Source organism: Alcaligenes faecalis, assembly GCF_005311025.1.
Classification (GTDB): domain Bacteria; phylum Pseudomonadota; class Gammaproteobacteria; order Burkholderiales; family Burkholderiaceae_B; genus Alcaligenes; species Alcaligenes phenolicus.
In genome coordinates, this window is sequence record NZ_CP031747.1 from 343,179 (window position 1) to 358,355 (window position 15,177).

Here is a 15,177-nt window from a genome sequence, read left to right on the forward strand (position 1 = left end):
GTGTTGGTTGAGTAGACTCACAGATCGTCTTCCTCGCGGCCATCAACGTGGTCGGTGCCGCTCAGGCCGCGGTTGGCCAGAATGACGACCAGAAACAAGGCGGTAGTGGCAAAACCAATCACAATTGCGGTCAGTACCAGTGCTTGTGGCAAAGGATCGGCGTAGCTGGCGCCCAGCTCGCTGCTATTGATCACGGGTGCAGCACTGATTTTGAGTCGCCCCATACTAAAGATGAACAGGTTCACGGCATAGGAGACCAGGGCCAGTCCCATGATGACCTGAAAGGTACGCGGGCGCAGCAGGAGCCAGACGCCCGAGCCCGCCAGCACACCAATCGCAATTGAAAGCACGATTTCCATTATTTATTCTCCATCCCGGATGCAGCGTTCGAGGCGGATTGCAACGACGGCAGTTTGCGATAAAAACGTAGGGACTGGTGGGCCAGCGCGACCAGAATCAGGATGGTGGAACCAATCACCAGCATGAATACGCCAATGTCAAAGATCAGCGCACTGGAGGTATGGACGTCGCCCACCAGGGGCAGGTGCAGATCCCAGCTTTGGGCAGACAGGAAGGGCTTGTTGAAGGCCCAGACCAGCATGGCAGCCACTCCGGCTGTCAGCAGACCCAAGCCAATCCAGGTTTGAGGCTGAATCAGAGGGCGGGACTCCATCCACACCACGCCGCTAACCATGTATTGCAGGATAATGCCGGTTGCCATGATCAGGCCGCCCACAAAACCGCCACCGGGCAGGTTGTGCCCACGCAGCAGGAAGTACAGGGCGATCAGCGTGGAGATAGGCAGCAGCAGGCGCAGCAAGACAGCTGGAATCTGCATGATGCCTTCTGGTAACGGTGTCTTGGGGTCCGGCTCCACAAAGACGGCTTCGCGGCTGTCCTTGACGTTCTGGCGACGGGCCAGAGGCTGGGCGATGGCTTCGATGGGTGGACGGAAGCGTCGCAGCAGCGCAAAGACCGTCAGGGCCACAATGCCCAGCACCACGATTTCGCCAAAGGTATCGAAGCCGCGGAAGTCCACCAGAATCACGTTCACCACGTTCGCGCCACCGCCCAGGGGCAGGGCCTTCTCGACAAAGAAGGGCGAGATGCCGCTGGGGTGAGGGCGTGTCATCATGGCGTAGGCCAGAGCGGCAATACCGCAACCGGCCAGAATGGCAATAATCAAGTCGCGGCTACGGCGGAACAGGGCACGACCACTATTGTCCTGGCCGCCAGGCATATCACTGACGCGTTGCGGCAACCAGCGCAGGCCCAGCAAAATCAGCACAACGGTGACCACTTCCACCGCCAACTGGGTCAGCGCCAGGTCAGGGGCGGAAAGCCAGGCAAAGGTCAGGCTGGTAACCAGTCCAGCGCCACCAGATAGCAGCAGGGAGGCCGGGCGGTGGAACTTGGCTTGACGAGCCGCACCAATCGCGCAGGCAATTCCGACGGCCCACATCAGGGCAAAGAAGGGGTCGATGGGGGTGGAAATAGTGGACTTGAACCAGTTGCCGCGAACCAGAGGCAGGGCAGCAACACAGATTGTGGCCACAATAATCAGCAAGGTCTGACGCTGCAAGCGTGGCGAGTAAAGCTTGCCCACGGCCCAGTTGGCTGCCACTTCCAGATACTCCATGGCCAGCTCAAAGAAGCGTCGGCCATCAGCACGGGTCAGCAAAGGCGTACGGCCTTGGCGGTTCCTGTAGAAGCGGTTGATGATCAGAACGAAGATCACACCCATGCCTGTTGCGACCAGACTCATGATCAGGGGCAGGTTGAAACCATGCCAGACGGCCAGGTCGTACTGGGGCATTTCTGCACCCAAGATGGCGCTAGCTGCAGTATGCAAGAAGGGGCCAAAAGTCAGGCTGGGAATAATGCCGACCAAGAGACAGGTCAGTACCAGAATCGCGCTGGGGATCAACATGCGGCGAGGCGGCTCGTGTGGCTCGCGGGGCAAGTCCTTGGCGACGGGGCCAAAAAACACCTGTGCAATAAAGCGCAAGGAGTAGGCCACGCTGAAGGAGCCCGCAATTACGGCCACCACGGGCAGAGCATATTCCCAGGTGTTGCCATTGCTGGCCAGAATGGTCTCGGCAAAGAACATTTCTTTGGAGATGAAGCCATTCAATAGGGGCACACCGGCCATGGCAGCCGCCGCAACGGTAGCCAAGGTGGCAGTCAAGGGCATGGCGTGGCGCAAACCGGAAAGCCGGTTCAGGTTACGGGTACCGGTCTCGTGGTCCACGATACCGGCAGCCATGAACAGGGAGGCCTTGAACGTCGCGTGATTCATCATGTGAAACAGCGCCGCGACCAGAGCCAGTGGGCTGTTCAGGCCCAACAGCAAGGTAATCAGACCCAGGTGGCTGATGGTGGAATAGGCCAGTACGCCCTTCATGTCGCGCTGGAACATGGCCACATAAGCCCCCAGCGTCAGGGAACACAGACCAGCGCCGCCAATAATGACAGCCCATTCCGTGGTGCCCGACAGGGCAGGCCACAGGCGCGCCAGCAGGAATACCCCGGCCTTGACCATGGTGGCCGAGTGCAAATAGGCGGACACAGGTGTGGGGGCAGCCATGGCGTGAGGCAGCCAGATATGGAAGGGAAACTGCGCGCTTTTAGTGAGTGCACCCAAGGCAATCAGGATCAGCATCCCGGTATACCAGGGGTGATTGCGAATCTGCTCGCCCGACTCCAGTACCACACTCAGGTCGTAACTGCCGGCAGCCTGGCCCAGCATGAGCACGCCCGCCAGCAAGCAGAAACCGCCGGTTCCCGTAATGATCAGCGACATACGCGCACCCCGTCGCGCATCCATGCGGTGATACCAGTAGGCAATCAGCATGAAGGAGGACAGACTGGTCAGCTCCCAGAACACGACCAGCTGGATCAGATTGCCCGACAGCACCACCCCCAGCATCGAGCCCATAAAGGCTTGCAGAAAGGAGAAAAAACGTCGGACCGGATCCTGGGCGGACAGGTAATAGTGCGCATAAAGGGCGATCAAGGCCCCCATGGCGGTAATGATGATACTGAAAAGCCAGGCATAGCCGTCCATGCGCAGCTTGAAGGTCAAGCCATGGGCGGGTATCCAGGAGCGTGACGACTCCAGCACCTCTCCGCGAGCAATGTCCGGATAGGCGTAGAGAGTGAGTAAGGCGCACGTAACGGCGACAGCGCCTGCAAGAGATGCCTGGAGTTTGCGAGAGTTCGCGGGCATCAGGGAAGATAGCAAGCTACCGATAAACGGTAGAGCTAGGATCACGAGCAAATACATCTGACTCCAACAGGCGGTAATTTAGGCGGCTAGCGCTTAATAATACGATATATGAAGCTAAATTCAGCCCAACAGCGATAAAAAAAGCGTTTTTTTAGTTATTGCGGCCTTGATGCAGGTCAAGCGCATGCTTGAGGTTTTCTCTCACAATGAATGCTTGACTAGAAGAAACAGGTCTCGTGCAGGAGGACCCTTTATGCCGCAAACACTGGAAGCATCGGATGCCAGCGCCCCCACCGCGCCGGATATCGAAATCTCTGAAGCCCTGATCCGGCGTTTTGATCGTTCCGGGCCTCGCTATACCTCCTATCCCACTGCAGATCGTTTTTTTCAGGACTTTCCTGCTCAGCCTTATATTCACGAATTATCGCGGCGCGCCTTGAGCAGCAGTAATCCGCCTCTGTCGGTTTACCTGCATATTCCGTTTTGTCAGTCGCTTTGCTACTTCTGTGCCTGCAACAAGATCATCACTCAGGATCGTAGCAAGAGCGAGCAGTACCTGGATTACCTGCTGCGCGAAATTGATATGGTCACCCAATATATGGGTGAAGACCGGCGCACCGAACAACTGCATTTGGGCGGCGGCTCGCCCACTTTCCTGGACAATGAACAGTTGGCCCGCTTGATGGCCAAGCTCAAGGAGCAGTTCGCGTTCACGGACGATGCCGAACTGGGCATCGAGATCGACCCGCGTACCTTGGCGGAAGGCACGCTCCAGAACTTGGCGGCTCTGGGTTTTAACCGTACCAGCTTCGGGGTGCAGGATTTTGACCCCAATGTGCAAAAAGCGATCAACCGTATTCAGCCCTTCGAAATGGTCAAACGCGCCATTGAAGAAAGCCGGGCTGCCGGTTTCCAGTCCATCAACACGGACCTGATCTACGGTCTGCCTTTGCAGACCCTGGAAAGCTTTGCCATCACCATTGACTCCTTGGTGCAACTGCGACCAGATCGCATCGCTCTGTATAACTACGCGCACTTGCCAACACGCTTCAAGGCTCAGCGTTTAATCAATGAAGAAGAGTTGCCCGATGCCGATCAGCGTCTGCAACTGTTCTTGATGTCTTCGCAGCGTCTGCTGGATGCAGGTTATGTCTATATCGGTCTGGACCACTTTGCCTTGCCGACTGACGAGCTGAATCTGGCCCGTCTGGACGGCAGTCTGCACCGCAACTTCCAGGGCTATACCACCCGCGCAGCCTGTGATCTGGTCTCTTTTGGCGTGTCGTCCATTGGTCAGGTGGGCACCATGCATGTGCAAAATGCCCGCAGCCTGCGCAATTACTACGCCGATATAGACCGGGGGCGTTTGCCTATCGAGCGGGGTATTGTGATGCAGCAGGATGATCGCCTGCGGGCGGAAGTCATCATGCATTTGATGTGCAGCATGCCAGTGCCTATCTTGCGTCTGGAAGCGCGTTACGGCATTGATTTTGCCAGCTACTTCTCTGCCGAGCTGCAAGAGCTCAACAGCTATGCCGACGCTGGCTTGCTGACAGTCGATGCCCAATCCATCCAGGTTCTGCCCAAAGGTCGTTTGTTTGTGCGCGCCTACAGCATGGTGTTCGACAAGTACTTGAGCCAGGAAAGCGGTGCGCGCTATTCCCGTCTGATTTAACACAGTGGCCGTCCTTGCAGACGGCCACGATTCTATTGCCCTGTTTCTGGTCCCGACGTGGCCGGCAGGTTCTTGCATCAACCTAAGGTATCAACATCGTGCTAAAGACGGATTTACGTCTCATGTCCCTGAAGGGAAAACTGCTTTTGCCTATTGTTCAAGGCGGCATGGGAGTCGGTATTTCGGCGTCCCGGCTGGCCGGTACTGTGGCCGCATTGGGCGGGCTGGGGACGATCTCCAGCGTGGATTTACGGCGTCATCACGAAGACCTGATGGACAGCACCCAGGGTGATGTCGAAAAAGGCGTGGTCGATGCAGCCAATTTGCAGGCCCTGGACCGCGAAATCAATCGTGCCCGAGAGCGTTCTGGTGGCAACGGTGGCATCGCCGTCAATATCATGAAGGCTGTCTCGCAGTATCCCGAGTATGTGCGTCAATCTTGCGAAAGCGGGGCAGATGCCGTGGTGGTGGGCGCTGGCCTGCCGCTGGATTTGCCTGAGCTGGTTCAGGATCATCCGAAAGTTGCCTTGATTCCAATCTTGTCGGATGTGCGCGGCGTCACTTTACTGGTGAAGAAATGGCTGCGCCGCAAGCGTTTGCCGGATGCAGTCGTTCTGGAAAATCCCCGTTTTGCCGCAGGCCACCTGGGGGCCGCCGACGACCAATCCTTGAACAAACCTGAATATGCTTTCCAACGCGTTCTGGAAGGCTGCCGTGCCTTGTTTCGCGAGTTGGGCCTGGAGGCCGAGCGTATTCCCTTGATCGCTGCAGGCGGGATTCACCGTCCTGAACAACTGCGTCAATTAATGGATTGGGGTGCAGATGGTGTGCAAATGGGCACTGCCTTTGCCGTCACTGAAGAAGGTGATGCGCATGAGAACTTCAAGCGCGTGTTGCTGGATGCCGAGCCCAAGGACATCGTGACCTTTATGAGCGTGGCCGGACTGCCTGCCCGTGCCGTGCGTACGCCCTGGCTGGATGCTTACCTGCATAAAGAGCAAAAGCTGCAATCGGTGGCACGCGAGCGTGCTTGCACGGAAGGTTTTGACTGCCTGGCGCATTGCGGCTTGCGCGATGGCGTGCAACGCCATGGTCAGTTTTGCATTGACCGTCAGCTGGCCTATGCCCTGAAAGGTGATGTACAGCGCGGTCTGTTCTTCCGTAGTTCCGAAGCCTTGCCTTTTGGCAAAGCCATGAAATCGGTGCGCGAGCTGATGGACTATATGTTGAATGGCCGCAGCAAAACGCCGGGCGTGGTTCCTGCGGCCTAAACGGGATCAAGGGCTTAGCCCTTGATTTCGCGTATCAAGCCTTCCTCACCGCCATCAATGGTGTGGACGGCTTCCTTCCTTTGTGTCTCCAGTGCCAGGCGACGGGCAATTTCATAGCATTCTTCAATATGCTGGTTGCCGACTTTGCGCAGCACTACAAAGCTGATGGAAGCGGAAATGGCGCTGCCTATCAAAGGCACATATTTGGCGCCGTATTTCCCGGCCAGTTTCTTTGCTCCCAGACGCACCAGAATATTGACCACGCGATCTGTAGTCAGCACGCGTCCCACCATGCCCAGGCCCATACTGGTTCCCCCCACGACCACCAGCTTTTTCAGCTCCGGGCTCAGGGCGTCCACATCGTTGGCTGTCAAGCCGAAGCGCGCATTGATGATGGGGATGACTTTCATCAGAATCGCCACATCCGTACCCACATCCACACCAGGGATGGGCACCACGGCTGCCGCTGCTGACAGCAGAGCGCGCCGACTGATTAGTTTGCGACATTCCTCGCGGGTTTTATCCAGTTCCTGCAGTGTCATCGTGCTCATGTGTCTGTCCTGAAATCTAAGCGGATTGATCGTGCAAGCCTTAACGCATATGGGGCGAGTACCGTGCTTTTCCAGTGACTGCCTGGGCAATTATGTTTCTTATCGTAGTGGATGCCGCCAGTTTGGGGAAAAAAGCAGGGTATTGGTCGCATTTGAAATTTTTTCTTTCAAATGCCATGAATGCTTCTACAAACGGGTGTCGTGAACAATTGAAGCCCGGTGTCTTTTTCTGTTGCACTTGGTGGCATTCTTTATGCGCTTTCGGGGCTATTCAGACACGCTCAGAGGGTCTGATTTCTATTAAACTGGCGCCGAAAATAGCACATTCCATAGGGGAAGAACGATGCATCGCCAGTCTTTGCTGGGTTTGATGTTCTTGCTGGGTGTCAGTAGCGCCCAAGCCATTACGATAAGCAGTTTCTCGCCCCAAGGGGCGACATCGGATTTGCGGGATGTCAAAGTCACCTTTGCCACACCCGCAGTTCATTTTGGGGATTCGCAATTGCCTGCACCCGTTCAGGTGCAGTGTGATGATCCTTTGGTAGTCGGTCAGGGCCGTTGGCTTGATTCGCGCCGCTGGATTTATGAATTCGACGAGCGTCCAGGACCAGGCTTGAGTTGTACGGCCGTCGTGTCCAAAAGTTTTCGCAGCATCAATAATGAAGCGATTAGCGGACCGGCTCAATATCGTTTTAATTCAGGCGGCGCCATTCTGGAAAGCAACCGCCCGTATTACAACATTATTGATGAAGACCAGGTCTTTCTATTCAGCTTCAATGCGCCGGTTAATAGCGCCTCTTTAGTCAAGAACGGCTATTGCCGGGTAGAGGGTATTGGCGAGCGTATTGGCTTGAAAGCCATTGAGGGTGCCGAGCGCGACGCCATGGTTCGCGCCGAGTTCTATGTGGACGAGGTAGACGACCGATACCAGGCCGTCCAGTGTGCGCGTCCCCTGCCAGCGGATGCCAGCGTGTCGGTGGTGCTGGAGCCGGGCATCATGACGCAGATTGAAAATCGCAAGGGCGTCCCTAATACGGACCGCTATACCTACGATTACAACGTGCGCCCCGAGTTTACCGCCTCGCTCACTTGCATGCGTGAGCGCGCAGAAGCGCCTTGCACGCCGGTTGGCAGCTTCGGTGTTCAGTTCTCTGCGCCCGTCGCTTACGAGTACTTGAGCCAGATTCGTTTGGAAGCCGGCAAGCAGGTTTGGGAACCCAAGTCTGATAGTGACGAGGCATGGCAGGATCGTGGGCCTGGCCAGTACGTGCGTTTCGAGGGTCCTTTCCCTGAAAACGCCAAGCTGACAGTCAAGATTCCGGACAGCCTGACGGACGACGCAGGTCGCCGCCTGAAGAACCCGCAAGTGCTGAGCAACGGCATGAGCACCACGACCTATCCGCCGCTGGTGAAGTTTGCGGTGGAGCCTTTCGGGATTGTGGAGCGTTTCGGCCATGCGGATCGTGACGGATCGGACGATTCCGATCCGCCAGCCATTGGCTTGAGCCTGCGTAATGTCGAAGCCAATCTGACAACTCAGCAAATGCTGGTGTCCGCCGGTCAGGTGGGGGCTCTTGCCGTGAAGGACGACAAGGAAGTTCTGACCTGGTTCTCCCGTCTGCGTCAGCTGAACTATTCCTGGTCGGTCACCCCCGACTATCTGAAGACCATGATGGGCAGTGACTTCCATGTCACCGCTCCTTTGAATGAGAACGGCTACCTGGATCTGCGTGCCCAGCCCCTGTTGCAAGGCAAGGATCTGAAGAAGCTGGACTTGCCCGGCATGGATCAAAAAGGCGAGCGTCCTTTTGAATTGATTGGCGTGCCGCTGAAAGAGCCTGGTTTCCATGTTCTGGAAGTCGCTTCTCCACGTCTGGGAGCTTCCTTGCTGGAGGCGGCCGGTACCATGTACGTGCGTAGCTCTGTGCTGGTGACCAACCTGGGTGTGCATATCAAGAAAGGTGGTGACGATTTGCTGGTCTGGGTCACGACACTGGATGATGCCAAAGTCGTGCCCGGCGCGAAAATTCGCGTGATGAACTGCCGTGGTGAAGAGCTGCTGCAAGGTGAAACAGACGAGAATGGGATGTTCCATCACCCGCAGGCGGTGTCCAGCCCGGATTACTGCCAGGAAACCAGCTTGTCCGGTTTGTTCGTGACGGCGCGAATCGACAAGAACAACCCCATGGCTCGTGGTAAAGATGATTTCAGCTTTGCCTTGAGCGAGTGGAATTCGGGTATCGAGCCTTGGCGCTTCAATGTGCCTTACAACTGGGGCGGTCGCGATGAGGCCATTGCTCACACTGTGATGGATCGCAATCTGTTCCGTGCGGGTGAAGTGGCCCATATGAAACACTATGTACGCGAACGCGTACGTGACGGTTTCAAGGCTCCAGCTCGCTATCCCGACACCATGATTGTCGAGCACGATGGCAGCGGCAAGCGAATTGAGCTGCCCTTGAAGTGGCAAAAGACAGCGGCAGGCAGCGTATTTGCTCTGACCGACTGGAAAATCCCCAAGGACGCCGAGCTGGGTGTGTATCGCTTGCGAACCGAAGGCGAGGATCAGTACTTCAACTTCGGCGAGTTCCGCGTAGAGCAGTTCAAGTTGCCTGTGTTGGGCGGCAGTATCAAGCTGGGTGACGGTCAGGATCGTCCTTATCTGGTCAAACCCAAAGAACTGCAGGCCGACCTGCAGTTGCAGTATCTGTCTGGTGGCCCGGCTGATTACTTGCCGGTTCAGTTGTCGGCGGTTGTCCGCTCGGCAGGAACGTCCTTCAGCGCCTATGACGATTTCAGCTTTGTCCCTCCCGAGAAGGTTGAACAGTCTGATGTCTCGGACTCCCGTGTTTTCCTGAACAAGAAGCGCTTTCAGCTGGATGCACAGGGTGGTTTGCGTGCCACGCTGGATGAGTTGCCTGCGGTGGATCGTCCTTCCGAATTTCTGGTAGAAGCCACTTTTGCCGATCCGAACGGTGAAATTCAAACCTTGACCCAAACCGTGTCCGTATGGCCGGCCGATGTAGTGGTGGGTCTGCGTGCAGGTAGCTGGTTGGCAGCCGGTTCGTCCACCAAGCTCTCGGCTATCGCGGTGAGCCCGGACGGCAAGCCACTGAAAAACGTGCCTGTGCGTATTGAGGCGGCCAATGTGCAGCGTTTCTCGATCCGCAAGCGTATGGTGGGTGGCTTCTACAGCTACGACAATCAGGAGCAGCGCGAAGACCTGGGCACGATCTGCGAAGGTCGCAGCGACGATCAGGGTCTGGTGCAGTGTGATGTGAAACTGGAGAAGGGCGGTCAGGTCGAGCTGCGTGCCATTGCACGTGATGGCGAAGGCCGCGAGTCCGTTGCTGCCAGCACCGTCTGGGTCAGTGGCTCCGGTTACCTGTGGTTCGGTGGTCAGAACGATGACCGTATCGACGTGATTCCTGCGAAGAAAGTTTGGGCTCCTGGCGAGACAGCCGAGTTCCAGGTGCGCATGCCGTTCCGCGAGGCCACGGCCCTGGTGTCGGTGGAGCGTGAAGGTGTCTTGCAGGCTCAAGTGGTTCAGCTGGAAGGCGACAGCCCTAACGTCAGCGTGGAGATCAAGCCCGAATGGGGGCCGAACGTTTACGTGTCCGTGCTGGTTCTGCGTGGCCGTCTGCGTGAAGTGCCTTGGTACTCTTTCTTTAGCTGGGGCTGGAGTCAGCCTCTGACTTGGTACAAAGCCTACTCGGAAGGCGGTGGTGAATTTGTTGCCCCGACAACTACCGTGGACTTGTCCAAGCCTAGCTATCGTTTTGGTCTGGCCAGCATTGAAGTCAGCAGCCAGCAAGATGCGCTGGATGTGAAGGTAACGACGGATCGCAGCCAGTACGCGATTCGTGAGCAGGCCAAGGTTGATATTCAGGTCCTCAAGTCCGATGGCACACCGGCAGCCGGTGCGTCCGTGGCCTTGGCGGCTGTGGATCAGGCCTTGCTGGAACTGAGCCCGAACAATAGCTGGAACCTGCTCAACGCCATGCGTGCCTTGCGCGGCTACAACGTGCAGACCGCCACGGCGCAATCTGAAATCGTGGGTCGTCGTCACTATGGTCGCAAGGCTGTCGCAGCGGGTGGTGGCGGTGGCAAGAGCCCCACTCGTGAATTGCTGGATACTTTGCTGCTGTGGAAAGGCAATGTGGAGCTGGACGCACAAGGTCGCGCAACGGTGACCGTGCCGCTGAAAGACTCCCTGACCCAATACCGGATTGTGGCCGTCGCCGATCTGGCGGGCGACCGCTTTGGTAGTGGTTCGGCTCAGATCGTCACAACGCAAGACCTGCAAATCATTTCCGGTTTGCCAGCCATTGCTCGTGAGGGTGATGATTACCAGGCCCAAGTGACGCTGCGTAACAGCAGCCCACGTGCCATGACCGTGAAGGTGCAGGCGCAGTACCGTGGTAAAGGCTTGCCCTCGGCGGCCTTGCCAGAGCAAACCGTTGAGCTGGCTTCGGGCTCGGCTAAAGTGGTTTCCTGGCCCATGTCGGTTCCGCTGTCCAGCGGTTCGGCTGATTCGCACCAGATGGAGTGGACGGTGGACGCACAGGAAGTTCAGCAGTCCGGTGCCACGGGCAAGGCTGCCAAAGACAGCCTTGCAATCAAGCAGGAAGTCTTTACCGCGACCCCCGTTACGGTTCAGCAGGGAACACTGGTTGCTGTAGGAATGGATGAGCCATTGAACATGTCGGTGCAGGCACCGGCCGGTGCCTTGAAGAACGAACAAGGCGTGGTTCAAGGTGGTCTGCAAATGTTGTTCCGTTCTTCCTTGGGTGGCGGTATGGAAGGGGTGCGTGCCTGGTTTGAACGCTATCCTTACAGCTGCTTTGAACAGCAAGCCTCACGTTACATGGGCCTGCGTTCCGAAGAGGCGTGGGCTGGCCTGATGCAGCGCATGCCGTCTTATATGGACGAGAATGGTTTGTTGCGTTACTTCCCCAGTAGCTATGGGTGGGGTAGCCGCGTGTTGACCAGCTACATCCTGGATATCAGCTACATTGCGGAATCCATGGGCTTGAACTATCCCATCCCGGACGGCTTCCGCAACGAGATGCTGCAAGCGCTGGAAAACGTGGTGAATGGTCGTATCCCGAGCATGCAAACGGTCTCTCGCCAGGAGCGGGATCTCGAAGTGATTCGTGCGACGGCCGTGCTGGCCAAGTACGGTCGTGCTCGCGTCAACATGCTGGATTCGGTGGAACTGAACCTGCAAAGCTGGCCTACTGAAATCCTGCTGGCCTGGGTGGATCTGACTCAGCGTTTGCAGGGCATCAAGAAAGCCGAGCAGACACGTAAAGAAGCCATGAATCTGATTCAGGCACGTCTGGTCAGCCGTGGTACCCGTCTGGTCTTTGGTGAGGACGCGCTTAACGGCAGCCCATGGGCCATGACCAGCCGCGTGACCAACCAGGCTCGCCTGATGCTGCTGGCCAATGAAATGTCGGACTGGACCGAGGACATGCCTCGTCTGGCCCAAGGTCTGTTGGCGGAGCAGCAACGTGGTGCATGGCGCATGACCACTGAAAACCTCTTGGGTAGTTTGGCTATTGAACAGTTCAGCCGTCATCACGAACAGAACCCTAGCGGTCAGTCCATGGTGATTCTGGGCTCGGAAAGTGCCCAGGTGGTGGATTGGGACATGCTCAAACCTGACGGTCAGGGTGTGCGCTCTTTCAAAATTGATGTGCCGTGGCGCGGCGATCAGGCCGATAACCTGAGCGTTGAGCAAATGGGTGAGGGCAAGGCCTGGATCGAAGTTCGCTCCCTGGCAGCGGTGCCCGTGACCAAGCCTATCGCTGCTGGTTTGAGCATGGAGCGTCATATCGAAGCTGTGGAGCAGGCCAAACCCGGTGTATGGAGTCGTGGCGACATCATGCGCGTGAAGATCAAGGTCAAGGCTCAAGGTCAGGCAAGCTGGGTGGTGGTGTCGGACCCGATTCCTGCCGGTGCCACTATCCTGGGCAGCGGCCTGGGTCGCGACTCTGCCATGGCAACGGCCGGTGAAGAGCAGTCCGGTCATTGGCCCAGCTTTGTCGAACGCCGCTTTGATGGCTACCGTGCTTACTACGAGCGCTTTGAAGAAGGCACGACCGAAGTCAGCTACACGGTGCGTCTGAATACAGTGGGTCAGTTCGTGCTGCCAGCCAGCCGTGCTGAAGCCCTGTACGAGCCCGACGTGTTTGCTGTCTGGCCTAACGAGCAAGTTCTGGAAGTTGTGGATGCACCAGCAAATTAAAGCAGGACTGCTGGTGTTGGGACTGGCCCTGTGGGCCAGTCCCGGGCAGGCCATGCCCAGCTATAAGGAAGTTCGGCAAGCTTACCGATCGTCCGATGTGCAGGTCCTGGATCGTCAGGGCCAGCTTGTCCAGCGAGTCCGTCTGGACTTTCGTCAACGGCGCGGCGATTGGGTCGCGCTGGAGCAAATTTCTCCGGCCTTGCAAATGGCGGTCTTGGTGTCTGAAGACCGCCGTTTTGAATCTCACGGTGGGGTGGACTGGTTATCAGTGGGCTCCGCCGCGTGGGATGGCCTGTTTGCCGGACGCAGTCGCGGTGCTTCTACGATTACTATGCAGCTGGCCGGCCTGATGGATCAGGATCTGATCGGTGGTCGAGGTGGGCGCTCGGTCTGGCAAAAGCTGGATCAGGTGGTGGCCGCCCAGTCGCTGGAAGACACCTGGACCAAGCCGGAAATTCTGGAAGCGTATCTGAATCAGGTGGCTTTTCGGGGTGAGCTGGTTGGGGTGGACGCGATGGCGCGTACCTTGTTTCAAAAGCAGGCCGCTGCGCTGGATGCACGCGAATCTGCCATTGCCGCAGTTTTGCTGCGCGGCCCCAATGCCTCGGCCTTGATGGTCGAGCGCCGGGCGTGTACGACCCTGCAAGAGATGGGACGCGCCGAACTATGTCGAGAATTAAGTAATCTGGTGCCGGTGGCTTTGCGCCGGGCCGGACAGGCCCCTTTGGGGCAAGCCCAACTGGCCCCTCATTTTGCCCGTTGGGTTCTGGATCAGAATCCTGAAATCAAGGCCGGTGACAGTATTCGTACGACCTTGGATACGCGCCTGCAAACTCAAGTGCAAGCCAGTATGCGGCGCCACTTGCTGGATCTGCGCACCGCACGTGTTCAGGATTCTGCGGTGGTGGTGCTGGATAACCATAGCGGACAGGTCCTGGCCTATGTGGGGTCCAGTGGCGATCTGTCCGAGGCGGCCGAGGTAGACCATGCCCGTTCCTTGCGGCAAGCCGGTTCCACGCTCAAGCCTTTTTTGTATGAGATGGCGATTGAAAAGCGTCTGTTGACCGCCGCATCCTTGCTGGAGGATTCGCCGCTGAATCTGTCCACCGGCAATGGTCTGTATATCCCGCAAAACTACGACAAGCAGTTTGTGGGCTGGGTCAGTGCGCGCAATGCTCTGGCTTCTTCCCTGAACATTCCTGCTGTGCGTGTGCTGACCATGCTGGGGCCTGCCAACTTGGTGGATCGCCTGCGTGCACTGGGCCTGAATCTGCGCCAGGATGGCGATTTCTATGGGTATAGCCTGGCTTTGGGCAGCGCCGATGTCACCTTGCTGGAACTGACCAATGCTTACCGTGCACTGGCCAATTTGGGCCAGACGCAAGCCGTGCAAACACGTATGGATCAGCAAGCCGCTCCCTTTCATTCTGTGATGGATGAGGGGGCCAGCTGGATTGTGGGTGATATGTTGTCGGACCGTCAGGCTCGGGTGCTGACCTTTGGATTGGACAGTGCTTTGAGTACACCATTTTGGAGTGCGGTTAAAACCGGGACCAGTAAAGACATGCGTGACAACTGGGCCCTGGGTTGGACAGAGCACTATACCGTTGGCGTTTGGGTGGGAAATAGTGCTGGTCAAAGTATGCAAGATGTATCAGGTGTCAGCGGGGCAGCCCCGATCTGGCACGAGGTGATTTCGCTCTTGAACCAGCGTCGCCCCGGTCGTCAAACGGCCATGCCTGCACAGGTGCAGGTGCGTCAGATTGAGTTTGTACCCGCCATGGAGCCTGGCCGGGAAGAGTTTTTTGTTGAGGGCACGCAGACCGATCGTGTGGAATTAAGTGATGTGAATCTGGCCTATGCCGGCCCGGCCCGTATCCGCGAGCCGGTCAATGGCACCATTTTTGCGTTGGACCCGGATATTCCACCGCAAAACCAACAATTGCGTTTGTCGGCCCAAGGGCAGATTACCGAGCCCTTGGTATGGTGGGTGCAGGGAGTAGAAGCAGGGAAGGGGGCGCAGCTGCGAATTCCATTGGTACCCGGAACGCTGCGCATTGAATTGAAAACCGAACAAGGTCGCCTAATGGATCAAGTCAGCGTACAAATTAGGGGTGCGCAAATGACAAGCTTTAACAAAGATTAACCGCTTGCGCTTTTACATGACTGATACACTGCTATCCTTATTGATTCTTCGT

7 protein-coding genes are annotated in these 15,177 nt (G+C 57.1%); 4 read left to right on the top strand and 3 right to left on the bottom strand.

Annotation, left to right across the window (positions count from 1 at the left end; translation table 11 throughout):
- Nucleotides 1-17: 17 nt before the first annotated feature.
- Nucleotides 18-359, bottom strand: coding sequence for a Na+/H+ antiporter subunit C (locus D0C27_RS01635; RefSeq protein ID WP_035272858.1), 342 nt, complete (start codon nucleotides 357-359; stop codon nucleotides 18-20).
- Nucleotides 359-3,286: a monovalent cation/H+ antiporter subunit A gene (locus tag D0C27_RS01640; protein ID WP_035272857.1), complete on the bottom strand. Its 2,928-nt coding sequence runs from the start codon at nucleotides 3,284-3,286 to the stop codon at nucleotides 359-361. The genes D0C27_RS01635 and D0C27_RS01640 overlap by 1 nt, the downstream gene beginning before the upstream one ends.
- Before the next feature lie 196 nt (nucleotides 3,287-3,482).
- Here D0C27_RS01640 and hemN point away from each other — a divergent pair, with 196 nt between their 5' ends.
- Both hemN and D0C27_RS01650 read left to right on the top strand, forming a co-directional pair.
- Nucleotides 3,483-4,904, top strand: a complete 1,422-nt coding sequence (gene hemN, locus D0C27_RS01645) for an oxygen-independent coproporphyrinogen III oxidase (RefSeq protein ID WP_021446507.1) — start codon at nucleotides 3,483-3,485, stop codon at nucleotides 4,902-4,904.
- A gap of 122 nt (nucleotides 4,905-5,026) precedes the next feature.
- Nucleotides 5,027-6,175 (top strand): NAD(P)H-dependent flavin oxidoreductase, encoded by a 1,149-nt coding sequence (locus tag D0C27_RS01650; RefSeq protein WP_021446508.1) that lies wholly within the window; start codon nucleotides 5,027-5,029, stop codon nucleotides 6,173-6,175.
- Nucleotides 6,176-6,189: 14 nt separating this feature from the next.
- On the opposite strand, the gene D0C27_RS01655 is transcribed toward D0C27_RS01650, so the two are convergent.
- Nucleotides 6,190-6,726, bottom strand: coding sequence for a hypothetical protein (locus tag D0C27_RS01655; protein ID WP_009461759.1), 537 nt, complete (start codon nucleotides 6,724-6,726; stop codon nucleotides 6,190-6,192).
- Nucleotides 6,727-7,069: 343 nt separating this feature from the next.
- Here D0C27_RS01655 and D0C27_RS01660 point away from each other — a divergent pair, with 343 nt between their 5' ends.
- Both D0C27_RS01660 and pbpC read left to right on the top strand, forming a co-directional pair.
- Nucleotides 7,070-12,979, top strand: a complete 5,910-nt coding sequence (locus tag D0C27_RS01660; RefSeq protein ID WP_137430263.1) for an alpha-2-macroglobulin family protein — start codon at nucleotides 7,070-7,072, stop codon at nucleotides 12,977-12,979.
- Nucleotides 12,963-15,125 (top strand): penicillin-binding protein 1C, encoded by a 2,163-nt coding sequence (gene pbpC, locus D0C27_RS01665; RefSeq protein WP_137430264.1) that lies wholly within the window; start codon nucleotides 12,963-12,965, stop codon nucleotides 15,123-15,125. The genes D0C27_RS01660 and pbpC overlap by 17 nt, the downstream gene beginning before the upstream one ends.
- Nucleotides 15,126-15,177 lie beyond the last annotated feature (52 nt).